Origin of the sequence: Streptomyces sp. NPDC048606 (assembly GCF_040650855.1) — a bacterium.
Classification (GTDB): Bacteria; Actinomycetota; Actinomycetes; order Streptomycetales; family Streptomycetaceae; genus Streptomyces.
The window spans coordinates 165,776-178,268 of the sequence record NZ_JBEZIB010000010.1; the positions used below are offsets into that span (position 1 = coordinate 165,776).

Annotated in this window: 8 protein-coding genes; 1 reads left to right on the forward strand and 7 read right to left on the reverse strand. The window is 75.2% G+C overall.

What is annotated here, in order from left to right; genetic code table 11:
* Nucleotides 1–66: 66 nt before the first annotated feature.
* Nucleotides 67–1,161, reverse strand: coding sequence for a DUF6235 family protein (locus tag AB0D01_RS13705; protein ID WP_363055327.1), 1,095 nt, complete (start codon nt 1,159–1,161; stop codon nt 67–69).
* 248 nt (nt 1,162–1,409) lie between these two features.
* A complete protein-coding gene (locus AB0D01_RS13710) occupies nt 1,410–3,578 on the reverse strand; it encodes an MMPL family transporter (protein WP_363055328.1) in 2,169 nt (722 codons plus the stop codon).
* Nucleotides 3,579–3,756: 178 nt separating this feature from the next.
* Between AB0D01_RS13710 and AB0D01_RS13715 the strand changes: the two genes are divergently transcribed.
* Entirely contained in the window at nt 3,757–4,542 is a 786-nt protein-coding gene (locus tag AB0D01_RS13715; protein WP_363055329.1) for an AfsR/SARP family transcriptional regulator, read from the forward strand.
* 190 nt (nt 4,543–4,732) lie between these two features.
* On the opposite strand, the gene AB0D01_RS13720 is transcribed toward AB0D01_RS13715, so the two are convergent.
* The 5 genes from AB0D01_RS13720 to AB0D01_RS13740 all read right to left on the reverse strand — a co-directional run bounded on the left by AB0D01_RS13720 (nt 4,733) and on the right by AB0D01_RS13740 (nt 12,469).
* Nucleotides 4,733–5,545 (reverse strand): VOC family protein, encoded by an 813-nt coding sequence (locus tag AB0D01_RS13720; protein WP_363055330.1) that lies wholly within the window; start codon nt 5,543–5,545, stop codon nt 4,733–4,735.
* A gap of 92 nt (nt 5,546–5,637) precedes the next feature.
* Nucleotides 5,638–6,795, reverse strand: coding sequence for a substrate-binding domain-containing protein (locus AB0D01_RS13725; RefSeq protein ID WP_363055331.1), 1,158 nt, complete (start codon nt 6,793–6,795; stop codon nt 5,638–5,640).
* A gap of 51 nt (nt 6,796–6,846) precedes the next feature.
* Complete coding sequence (locus AB0D01_RS13730) at nt 6,847–7,911, reverse strand: ABC transporter permease (protein ID WP_363055332.1); 1,065 nt, start codon at nt 7,909–7,911, stop codon at nt 6,847–6,849.
* Nucleotides 7,908–9,455, reverse strand: a complete 1,548-nt coding sequence (locus AB0D01_RS13735) for a sugar ABC transporter ATP-binding protein (RefSeq protein WP_363055399.1) — start codon at nt 9,453–9,455, stop codon at nt 7,908–7,910. Before AB0D01_RS13735 ends, AB0D01_RS13730 begins: the two co-directional genes overlap by 4 nt.
* Nucleotides 9,456–9,622: 167 nt before the next feature.
* Nucleotides 9,623–12,469: a SpoIIE family protein phosphatase gene (locus tag AB0D01_RS13740; RefSeq protein ID WP_363055400.1), complete on the reverse strand. Its 2,847-nt coding sequence runs from the start codon at nt 12,467–12,469 to the stop codon at nt 9,623–9,625.
* Nucleotides 12,470–12,493: the final 24 nt, after the last annotated feature.

The window sequence follows — 12,493 nt, forward strand, 5'->3', positions numbered from 1 at the left end:
AACGACTCAACCACGTTGGTGCGGGCCGGTGTTGAGCGTCACCCACCGGCCCGCCGGGGAACTGATTCAGGCCAATCGGCCGGTTTCCGCATCGAGGCCGGGAGCCTCCCCGACCGGACCCACATGAGCGATGTCGAACGTGTCGAGATCGCGGATGCGGACCTTCAGCACGAGCCCCTCCCTGACGCGCACGAAAAGGTCCAGCGGCTCGACGGCATCGTCGTACGTCTCGTACGACCGGAACACCGATCGGTCGGCGACGGCGAACAGCGCCTTGTGCACGGCGTTCCGCTCGATCTGGCCCGCCGTTTCGGACCACCGCTCCAGCCGCTCCCAACCCGCTCCCAGCCGCAGCGCTCCGCCGCGCCGGTCCCCGGTCCGGCCCGCGGGCCGGTCGGGCTCCGGGCGTACGGGGGCCTGCCCGTCGGGAGCCGGCCGGCTCGGCCCCGGACGAGCCGGCCCCGGACGGCCGAGGTCCGGACCGCCGCCACCCGCGCCCCCGCGCGCCCGGTCACCGGGGTCCGGGCCGGCGCCCGGCGGGCGTCCCAGCAGCTCCCCGGCGGCGAGGAGCCCCCGCCGGACGGCGGGCGTCGGACGCCGCGGCAACACCGCGCGCAGCAGCCGCTCCGCAGTCCAGCCGTCCCCGTCGCGGAGGTAGCCGAGGGCCTGCCGGTACAGGAAGTCGACCTCCTCCCCGTCGAGCCTGCCGGACGAGGACGCCAGGTCCTCGATCCGCCGCTCCCGCGCGCTCGCCCTCGGGGCCAGCGGCGCCGGACCGTCGGAGGACCGCGCCCGGCAGCGGATCGTGACCCGACCCCCCGACACGTCGGCCAGCGCCGAGAAGAACAACCGGCTCCCGTCGTCGAGGAGTTCCACGTCGATCACGTCGATCCGACACGGGCCGACCTGATCGATCCAGGCCCGGCCGACCGCGCCCAGGGCACGGACCGCCCACGCGGAGTGCGAGGGCCCTCCCGGGCCGGCCCGGCTCCCCTCCGCCCTCTCCCCGTCCGCGACGCACGCCGGATCGTCGGGCGCGACCAACCTCAGCGCGACCCGGGCCGGCATCGGCCACGCCTCCGTGACACCGGTGCCTATCAGCGCCCGCACCGGTGAGAAACAGACCACTCCGTTCTGTGCCCGCACAGCGAATGTACGCATCCCCAACTCCGGTATTCCGTCGGCCGGACCGTGCCTCCGCGCGGCCCGGTACTTAGGAAAGTAGCCACGTCTCCGGGGTGCGACATCTTCCAGATTGCTCTCGTACCTGCGCTGTTCAGGGACTCCCGCGCACATCGGCAAGTCACCCCTTGCCAAAACGGGGGGTGGCGTGCGCGCCTTCGGCCGGCTTCGCCGCCCACCGCCGCGCAGGACCGCGGGCGTGTTCAAGCGGGTGTTCAAGCGGGTGTTCAAGCGAGCGTTCGGGCGGACGCGCGGGCGACCGGCACCGGAGCCGCCTCGCCCATCCCGAACCGCGCGTGCAGCCGGCGCAGCGGCGCGGGCGCCCACCAGTTGGCGCGCCCCGCGATCCGCATCGACACCGGGAGCAACACCACCCGGATGAGGGTCGCGTCCACCAGGACGGCCGACGCCGTGCCCACGCCCAACTCCTTCAGGAACACCACCCCGCCGGTCGCGTACGCGGCGAAGGTCAGCGCGAGGATGCCCGCGGCGGCCGTGATCAGCGGGGCGCCGCGCCGGATGCCGGCGATCACCGCGCGCCCGGTGTCGCCCGTGCGCTCGTACTCCTCCTTGATCCGGGCCAGCATGAACACCTCGTAGTCCATGGACAGTCCGTACACGACGCAGAACATGAGGACCGGGACGCTGGGCTCGATCGATCCGGTCGGGGTGAAGCCGAGCACGTCGGCGAAGTGGCCGTCCTGGAAGACGAACACCAGGCAGCCGAACATCACGGCCAGGCTGAGCAGGTTCAACACGGTGGCCTTGATCGGCAGCAGCACGCTGCCGGTCATGAGGAAGAGGATGACGAGGGTGGCCGTGAGGATCAGGGCGACGACGACGGGCAGCCGGTCCAGCAGGGCCTCGCGGAAGTCCGCGGTCTCCGCCGGATAGCCCCCGATCAGGAGGCCCGGGGGGCCCGGCGTCGCCCGCACCCGCTCGACCAGCGCGGGCACGTCGCCGTTCATGGCCTCCTGGGTCGGTACGACGCCGATCCGCACCGCCCCGCCGGCCGCCCGCTCGGGGCCCTCGACCCGGAAGACGCCGGGGACGCGCGCGAGTTCGGCGGCGTACGCGGCCAGGTCCGCCGGCCGCGCGGGAGCGGCCGAGGCGGGGAGGGCCACCTGGAGCGTGTCGGTCGGCTCGGCGGCGAACTCGCGGCGGATCGTCTCGGACGTCGTGCGCGAGGCCGTGCCCTCGGGCAGGGCGCGCTCGTCGGGCAGGCCGAAGCGCAGCCCGAGCACGGGGGAGGCGGCGATCAGCAGGACGCCGAGGACGGCGGCGCCGCTCAGGGCGGGCCTGCGCAGGGCGCGCACGGCCACCCGGTGCCAGAGCCCCTCCCGGCGCGGGGGCGTGCGTTCCATGCGGTGGCCCCAGCGGGCCAGGGCGGCGGGCAGGAACACGACCGCCCCGGCCACCGCCGTGAGGACGACCAGGACGCCCGCGTACCCGAACGAAGCGAGGAAGAAGAAGGGGAAGGCGAGCAGCGCCGACAGGGAGGCGGCCACCGTGACCCCGCTGAAGACGACGGTCCGGCCGGCGGCGGCCGTCGCCCGGACCACGGCGTTCGGCTGGTCGTGCCCGGTCGCCCGCTCCTCGCGGTAGCGGTTGATCACGAAGAGGCTGTAGTCGACGCCCAGTCCCAGACCGAGGACCAGGGCGATGTTGGCGGCGAACGTCGAGACGGGCGTGAACTGCGCGAGCGCGCGCAGTCCGGCGAGCGTGCCGACGACCGAGAACAGCCCGACCCCGATCGTGACGAGGGCGGCGGCCGTGCGGCGGTAGAACAGGATCAGGAGCAGCAGGACGGCCGGCAGGACGAGGACCTCGGCGGTCAGGAAGTCCTGCCGGGCCTGCTCGCCCACCTGCCGGGAGACCTCCTCCTGGCCGCCGACCCGGACGTCCACGACGGGCGTGGTGCGGGTCAGCCGCGGCGACAGCGTGGCGAGTTCGGCGCGGGTCTCGGTGGCGGTCCCCTCCAGGCGGGCGAGGACCAGGGCGCGGCGCCCGTCCTCGGAGCGCAGGGCCGGGCCGCCGCCCGACCAGTACGAGTCGACGTCGGTGACCATCGGATGGCGGGCCAGTTCCGCCGCCAGGTCCCGGCCGGCGGCGGCCACCTCGGCGGCGTCCACGTCGCCACCGCGCGCGGTGACCAGGAGGGCGAGGTTCGGGTTGCCGGAGGCGAACTCCTCGCGCAGCACCTCGGCGGCGGCGACCGACTCGGTGCCGGGGGCGTCCCAGCGGGCCAGGAGGAGGTCCTTCTGGGCGCCCGCGCCGTAGGCCGAGAGGGCGAGGAACAGCAGCAGGGCGGTGATCAGCACGGCGCGGGGCCGGCGTACGGCGAGCCGGCCGAGGCGGGTCAACGGGGCGGTACGGGAGGGCGGTTGTCTCTTCACGGTGCGACGATGCCGGGCCCGGCTGGACCGGAGGCCGGCACACCCGCCGGCACGCCCACTGGAACGTCCACTGGAACACCCGCTGGAACGCCCGCCGGCCCGGCCGCCCGACGACCGCCCGGTGTCCGCCGCGGGACCGCCCGTCGGCCCCCGCCGGCCCCGGGATAGGCTCGCCCGCATGGGTGAGGACGAGGGGATCCGGTTCGAGCTGCTCGGGCCGCTGAGGGCGCTGTCCGGGGGCGTCGAGGTCCCGTTGGGCCCGCCGAGGCAGCGGACCGTGCTGGCCGTGCTGCTCCACCAGGACGGCCGGTCGATGTCGTTCGGCTCGCTCGTCGACGCCGTGTGGGGCGAGGCCGCCGCCCCCGCACACGTCCGCAACCTGGTGCAGAAGTACGTCTCGGGACTGCGCCGCGCCTTCGCCGCCGTGCCCGGCGCCCCCGAGCTGACCTGGACCGGGAGCGGCTACCGGCTCACCGGCGCGCGAATCGCCGACCTCGCGGAACGGCGGGCGCTCGTGGACGCCGCCCTCGCCGCGCGGGAGGCCGGCGACCGCCCGCGCGCCGGCGAACTGGCCGACCGGGCCGAACGGTTATGGCGCGGCGAGTACGCCGAGGGACTGACGGGGCCCTACCTGGAGGCCGAGCGGCGGCGCTGGGCGGAGAAGCGGCTGCTGCTCCTGGAGGCGAGGCTGGAGTCCGACATCGAGGGCGGTCGCGCGTACGAGTGCGTCCACGAGCTGATCCGGCAGGTCGCCGCCCACCCGCTGCGCGAACGGCTCGTCGCCCTGCTGATGCTGGCGCTGTACCGGACCGGGCGCTCCTGCGAGGCGCTGCTGGCCTACGAGGAGGCCCGGACGCGTCTCGCCGAGGCGATGGGCGCGGACCCCGCCCCCGGCCTGCGGGAGCTGCACCAACGGATGCTGCGCCAGGATCCGGCACTGCTTCCGGACGGCGCGGCCGCCTGAACCCGGCGGCCGGGCGCAGGGCCTGTCGTCGAACTCCCGCCTGCCCCGCGACGCCCGGCACGCGCTCTCGCCGCACCGGGCGGAAGACCGAGTACGTCCAGTACAAGGGCTTCCGCCCGGCACGCCGAGAGCACGCACCGGACGCCGCGGGGCCGCCCTCCGGGCGACGACGGGAGTTCGACGACAGGCCCTACCGACCGCCGGCCGGGGCGAGGAGGACGAAGTCGGCGTTCGCGGGGTCGAGGCAGACGGCGAGGCGTCCCACGCCCTCGGCGTCGTCGGGGCCCATCTGTACGGAGCCGCCGTTCTCCCGGACCTTCGCGACCGCCGCGTCGCAGTCGGCGACGGCGAAGACGGGGTGCCAGTAGGGGCGCCCGCCCGTGAGGTCGAGCTGCTCCGCCGGCAGCTGCATGAGCCCCCCGTGCATGCGCTCGTCGGGAAGCCCCTCGGGAGTGATGAGGGTGTACGTGCCCCCGCCCTCGCCGCCGCCGGGCATCGGCATGTCACCGAACCGCCAGCCGAGGACGCCGCCGTAGAACTCCTTCGCGGCGGCGGCGTCGGTCGTGTACAGCTCGGTCCAGCACAGCGAGCCCGGCTCGTCCACCAGCTCGACGCCCCGGTCCGTACCGGGCTGCCAGACGGCGAACTGGCCGCCGAGGGGGTCGCTGTACTGGGCCATCCGACCCCACTCGTCGAGATCGCGCGGAGCCACCCGGACGGTGCCGCCCGCGCGTTCCACCGCCCGCGTGGTGGCGTCCGCGTCGGTGACGCTGTGGTAGATCATCCAGGCCGGGCGGGCGCCCTCCTCGGTGAGCTTCCCGAGCCCGGCGACGATCTTCCCGTCCCTGCGGAACATCCCGCCCTCCACGTCCTCCTCCTCGACGCGCATGGCCTCGTACTCCCACCCGAGGACGGCGCCGTAGAAGGCCGCCGCGGCCGGGACGTCGGGGGCTCCGAGGTCGAGCCAACAGGGGGAACCGGGGACGAAGTCGGTGGTGATCATGGCGATGGCCTTTCACGGGTCCTGTACGCCCCCCAGCCTGGCACCGGAATCCGAACGACGCCCGTCGGGAGGGGAGGAGGCGGGGGGCGTCCTCACTCTCCGCGCCAGATCCTTTCGTACGCCTCCCGGTAGCCCGGCGGGTTCCAGGAGTCGGCCCCGCCGCTGTTCCCGGCCGTCACCACGTGCACGGGGGCGACGTAGCCGCTGGCCGGCCGGCCGGCGAACGCGCGGTTGAACTCGTCGACGATCTGCCACCCCTGCTGGTCCAGGGGTTCGGGGACGGTGGCGGCCTGGAACCGCCGACTGTTGATCCGCCGGAAGGCCGAGGGGTCCCCGTCGCCCGCCCCGATGTTCAGCGGCGGGCCCCCGCCCGGGCGTCCGGCGGCCCGCAACGCGGGTGCGGCGTCGGCGAAGTAGAGGTCGTTGATCGCGACGGAATGGGTCCAACGGTCCCGGAAGCGCGACAGCAGGGACGACACCTGCTGGGGGGTGCGCTGACTGGCGTCCGGGATGGGGATGTTCGCCGTCGCCAGCAGGCGCACCCCCGGGCAGTCGTCGAGCCGCCGCTTGATCAGCTCGGACTTGTTGCGGGCGAAGGGGATCGAGTCGTCGGTGAAGACGACCACCCCCGCCCGGCCGTCGGAGCCGGCGATCACCCAGTCCGCGCTGATGCCCGCGACCTCCTCCACCCTCGTGGTGACGTTCGTGAACAGCGGGGGACTGCTGCTCGGGCCGGGGGAGGCGACCGCGTGCCAGCCGATCAGCGGGATCCCGGCGGCGGCGGCCCGCGCCGTCTGCTGCGCGGTGATCCGCGGGTCGAAGCCGCCGATCACGATGCCCGACGGCCTCAGGGTGACGGCCTGGCTGAGCGCGGCCTGGATGCCCGCCGGCGTGCCGTCCCCGTCGATCACCCGGACCCGCCAGCCGATGGCCGCCGCGGCCTCCTGGACGCCCTTGGCCACGGCGGCGACACCGGGGTTGGTCATGGTCTGCGCGACGTAGACGAGGTTCTTGCCGGGAACGGCGCGCGGGCCGGTCGTGGGACCGCTCCAGGCCGTGTCGGTGCGCTCGGCCCGCCCGACCGCCTCCCTCGCCCTCGCCACCACGGCCGGGCACCCGTCGGCCGAGGCCTCCGGTGAGCGCCCCTCCGCCGCCGGGGACCGCGACGGGCCGCCGGCGCAACCCGCGACGAGGGCGGCGGCGGCCGCGAGGGCCGCGACCGCGAGGAGGTTCGGGCGGTACGGGTACACGGTGCTCCTGACCGGGGGCGGCTACGGGGACGGCGACGGCGAGCGGGACGGTCAGGGGGCGCCCCCGTCCGTCCGCGCCGGTTCGGGCGGCGGGCGGTCCGGCGGCGGGCGGTCCGCGGGCGGGTGGTGCCCCTGCGCGGCGGCCCGTGTCCGCAGGCGCCGGCGGGCGGCCCAGCCGGCCAGGCCGACCGCCAGCAGCAGCGTGCCGCCGTTGAACAGGGGAGTGGCCCAGAACTGGGCGCCGAGCTGGCCGATCCCGGCGAGCCCGATGGCGAGCACGCCGACGGCCACCAGGGTCCCCACCGCGTTGGCGCGGCCGGGCCTGATCGTCGTCGAGCCGAGCAGCGCGCCGACGAACGCGGGCAGCAGGTAGTCGAGGCCGACGCTCGGATTGCCGATCTGCTGCTGCGCGGCGAGCAGGACCCCGGCGAGGCCCACGACCGTGCCCGAGCCGGCGAAGGCGTAGACCGAGTAGCGGTGGGTGGGGATGCCGATCACGGCGGCGGTACGGGGGTTGGAGCCGATGACGTACAGGTACCGTCCGAGCGGCAGCCGCTCCAACACGACCCACAGGGCGGCGGCGACGGCCAGGACGTACCAGGCGGGCAGCGGAAGCCCGAGGAAGCGGGCGTCGTAGAGGCCGGTGAAGGCGGCGGGCAGGCCGTCGGGGCCGGGCACGATCCGGCCGCCGTCGGTGAGCCATCCGGTGACGGCGTACATGATGCTGCCCGTGCCGAGGGTGGCGATGAGGGAGTCGATCCGGGCGAACTCGACGATGACGCCGTTCAGGGCCCCGACCAGCGTCCCCCCGAGGACGACCGCGAGGCAGGCCAGTGGCCAGGGCGTGCCCTCCTCGACGATCAGGTGCATCACCACGACGTGGGCGAGCCCCAGTCCGTAGCCGATCGACAGGTCGAACTTGCCGGTGGCGATCGGGAGGGTCGCGCCGAGCGCGAGGAGGGCGGGGATCGACTGGTTGGAGAGGATCGAGGTGACGTTGTCCCGGGTCGGGAAGGTGTCCGGAAGGGCGAGGGAGAAGACGAGGAAGAGCAGGACGGCCAGGGCCGGCAGGCCGTAGCTCCCGATGAGGTGCCCGCGCGAGGGCCGGCGGGTCACGGGGCCGTCGCGCTTCCGGTGACGGCGGGCATGGCGGAGGCGGCGCGGGTGAGCTCGGCGGGCGTCAGGTCGGCCCCCGCCGGTTCGGCGGTCACCGCTCCGCGCACGAAGACCAGGGCCCGCCCGCACAGGTCGGCGACCTCCTCGAAGTCGGTCGACACGAGCAGGACCGCCAGGCCCTCCGCGGCCGCCTCGTCCAGCAGCCGGTGGATCGCCGCCTTCGCGCCGACGTCCACGCTCGCCGTGGGCTCCTCCAGGACCAGCACCCGCAGCCGGCCGCGCAGCCACCGGCCGAGGACCACCTTCTGCTGGTTGCCGCCGGAGAGGGTGGCGATGGGCACCTCGCTGTCGGGCGGGCGCACCGAGAACCGTTCGACGAGGCCCGCGGCCTCGCGCCGCTCGCGCCGCGGCAGCAGCGGCCGCCAGGCCGGCACCCCGGCCGCCCGGGGGTTGGCCAGGAAGTTCTCCCGGACCGTCAGATCGGGGGCGCAGCCCTCCTCCTGCCGGTTGGCGGCGACGAAGCCGACCCCCCGGCCGAGGGCGGCGGCCACGGTGCGCGGGCGGTACGGGCGGCCGTCGAGCAGCGCCCGTCCGCCGAGCAGGGGCAGCGCGCCGGCCAGGGCGCGGCCCAGGTGCATGTGGCCGGCGCCGGTCAGCCCCACCATGCCGAGGATCTCCCCGGCGCGCAGTTCCAGGCTCACGGGCCCGGTGCGCTCGGTGGTCACGGATTCCAGGCGCAGGACGGTCGGCCGGTCGTCGGCCCGGACGCCGGCGGCTCCGGCGGAGGCCGCGGTGGCGGTGGTGGTCGCGGTGGCGGTGGTGGTCGCGGGCGCGCGGCGCACCGGCGCGCCGCCGGTGATGTCGCGGATCAGGTGGTCGGGACCGTATCCGGCGAGCGGCCCCCGGCTGACCAGGCGGCCGTCGCGCAGGACGGCGAAGGCGTCGGCCACCCGGTAGACCTCGTCGAGGCGGTGGCTGACGTAGAGGATGCCGTGGCCCCGGTCGCGCAGCGCGTGCAGGACGTCGAAGAGGCGGGCGCAGTCGGCTGCGGGGAGCGTGGCCGTCGGCTCGTCGAGGACGAGGAGCTCGGCCCGTCGGGCCAGGGCCCGGGCGATGGCGACCAGGGACCGCTCGGCGGGCGCGAGGTCCGCGATCCGGGCGTCGGCGTCCAGGTGCCCGGCGAGGGTGTCGAGGGCCTCGGCGCAGCGCGCGCGGGTGCGCCTCCAGGAGATCAGGCCGTGGCGCCGCGGGTAGCCGGTCACCAGCGCGATGTTCTCGGCCACCGTCATCCACTCGACGAGTCCGAGGTCCTGGTGGATGAAGGCCGTCCGCGCGGACGCGGCCTGCGACCCGATCGGGTGCCCGGCCACCGTCACCTCGCCCTCGTCGGGCCGCAGCACCCCGGCGAGCACCCTGACGATCGTGGACTTCCCCGCGCCGTTGGGTCCCAGGAGGGCGAGGACGCTGCCGCGGTGCAGGTCGAGGCTGACGGAGTCCAGCGCCACGGTGCCGCCGAACCGTTTGCCCAGACCCCGTATCCGCACGAGGGGCTCCCCCGCGAGGGGCCGGGGCGGGCGGTCCGTCGGGGTGTCGGGGGTGCCATGGGGATCGTGCACGGACGTCTCCGGGGCCGGCCTCGGGTCTGGCCCACGGGAGGTGGGTCAGGAGGATGCTACGTGCAGGTATGCGGCATTTCGCGGCATGCGGCCGGTTACGCCGCGTTCACGGCGCATTCGGCCCAGATGACCTTTCCCCGTGGGGTGTAGCGGGTGCCCCACGCCTGGGCGAGTTGCGCGACGAGGAACAGGCCGCGCCCGCCCTCGTCCGTGTTGGCGGCCCGCCTCAGGTGCGGGGCGGTGCTGCTGCCGTCGGAGACCTCGCAGATCAGCGCGTGGTCGTGGGAGCGGTCGTGGATCAGGCGGACCTGGATCGGCTCGCTGCCGTAGCGCAGCGCGTTGGTGACCAGTTCGCTCAGCAGCAGTTCCACCGCGAAGGAGAGCTCCTCCAGTCCCCAGTCGACCAGCCGTCGGGTGGCGGCGTTGCGGACGTCGGAGACCCGAGCGGGATCGGCGGGCAGGTCCCAGGTCGCGATCCGGTCCGCCGGCAGGGTGTGCGTGCGGGCGACGAGCAGGGCGATGTCGTCGCCGGGGTGTTCGGGCGCCATGGCCTCCATGACGGCCTGACAGGTGTCCTCGGGGCTGCGGTCGCGGTGGGCCAGGGCCCGACTCAGCCGGTCGAGGGCGACGTCGATGTCGACGGGGCGGTGGCGGTCCGCGACGAGGCCGTCGGTGTAGAGGACCAGCGTGCTGTCCTCGGGCAGCTCGATCTCGGCCGTCTCGAAGGGCAGGCCGCCCAGGCCGAGCGGTGGCCCGGCGGGCAGGTCGGGGAAGGTCACGCTGCCGTCGGGGCGCACCAGGGCCGGGGGGAGGTGGCCGGCCCGGGCCATGGCGGCGCGGCGCGAGGTGGGGTCGTAGACGACGTACAGGCAGGTGGCGCCGACGATCCCGGTGCTGCCCGTGGCGCTGCCGTCGCCCTCCTCGCGGTCCAGGCGCACCAGGAGGTTGTCGAGGTGGGTGAGGAGCTCGTCGGGGGCCATTTCCAGCTCGGCGAAGTTGCGGGCGGCGGTGCGCAGTCGGCCCATGGTGGCGGCGGCGTGCAGGCCGTGGCCGACGACGTCGCCGACGAGGAGGGCGACGCGGGTGCCGGACAGGGGGATGACGTCGAACCAGTCGCCGCCCACGCCGGATTCGGCGGGCAGGTAGCGGTGGGCGACCTCGACGGCGCCCTGTTCGGGCAGCCCGCGCGGCAGCAGGCTGCGTTGCAGGGCCAGCGCGAGGGTGTGTTCGCGGGTGTAGCGGCGGGCGTTGTCGACGCACAGGGCGGCGCGGGCGGCGAGTTCCTGGGCCAGGCGCAGGTCGTCGTCGCCGAAGGGGGCCGGGTCCCGCGAGCGGTAGAAGGCCGCGATGCCCAGCAGGACCCCGCGGGCCAGGAGGGGGACGACGATCAGGGAGTGCACCCCGTACTCCAGCAGCCGGCGGGCGCGCTCGGGGTTCTGGGCGACGAAGCCGGCCGCGGCGCCCAGTTCGGGTTCCAGGATCGGGTGCCCGTTGGCCAGGCACCGCATGTGGGGGGTCCCGGGCAGCAGCTCCACGCGCCCGCCGGCCGGGTAGAAGGGGCAGTCGTCGCGGATGCCGTGCACCACGACGCGGTGCAGGTCGGTGCCGGGGTCGGTGGACTCGTCGCCGCGCAGCACCGCCTCGGGCAGGTCGATGGTGACGTAGTCCGCCAGGCTCGGGACGGCCGTCTCGGCGAGCTCCCGGGCGGTGCGTTCCACGTCCAGGGTGGTGCCGATGCGGGTGCTGGCCTCGGCCAGCAGCTCCAGGCGGCGCCTCGCCGCGATGGCGTACTTGCCGACCTCGGGCTCGCCCACCAGCACCAGGCCGCGGACCGGGCCGCGGCCGTGCCCCGCGGGACCGGGGGCCGGCCCGACGGGGTGTGGTCCGGCGGGGTGCGGTCCCGCGCGGGGGGCGACGGAGAGGTGGTGGACCGGTGGGGAGTCGCCGCCGAGAACGGCCTCGACGACCATGCCCTCCACCCCGGAGGCGCTCGTGACCGGCCGGCTCAGCAGGGTGGCCCCCCTGCCGTGGGTGAGGGCCACCTCGACGGCGGCCCGGCGGGAGGAGGAGATCAGCTCGGTGGCCCTCTCCTTGAGGATCGTCCGGTCCTGCGGGTCCAGCTCGACGTTCTCGACGAGTCCGGCGTCGACGGGTTCGAGGCCGACCGGGTCGCCGTCATCGCGCTCGGCTCTGGCGGGCCCGGGCGGCCAGGTCAGCTGGACGAGCCGGGCGGGTTCGACGGGGCGCCCGTTGCCGGCGCCCGCACCGGCCCGCCGCTCGGCGTCGAGGTAGGCGCGCAACAGCCCGCGCTCGCGCGCCGAGCTCTGCTCCATCAGCCGCCGCTCGATCGACTCGGCGGCCCGGGAGACCAGGACGGCCAGGGAGGGGTCCTGGTAGGCGTGCGGGTACCCGAGGCAGAGCACGCCCACGATGTGCCCGCTGAGCTGGTCGCGGATGGGCACGGCGGAGCAGGCGCTCGCCTGGGAGCGTTCGGCGAAGTGCTCGGCGCCGTAGACCTGGATCAGGTGCCGCTCGGCCAACGCGAGACCGATGCCGTTGGTCCCCGCGACCCGCTCGGCGAAGACGAAGCCGGGCAGGCTCTGGATGGGGGGCAGGCTCCGGACCATGGAGGGTTCGCCGAAGCGCCGTTGCACCACCGTGCCGTCGGCGTCGGCGAGCGAGATGTTGACCAGGCCGCCCGAGAAGCGGGTCCGCAGCCGGTCGAGCACGGGCGAGGCCGCGCGCACGAGCCGGCTGTCCGGTTCGAAGTCGTCCCGGTACGGCAGCTCGGTCTGGTCCGGGGACAGGCCCAGCAGCCGGCAGCGCAGCCACGAGTTCAGGATCGGACCGCGCACGCCGCGCTCCCCGGCCTCGACGGTTTCGCCCACCAGGAAGCGCTCACGGGAGCGCGCGGGGCCGATTTCGTCTCCCGTGACCCCCATCTGCATCACTTCCCCTTGCCCGGC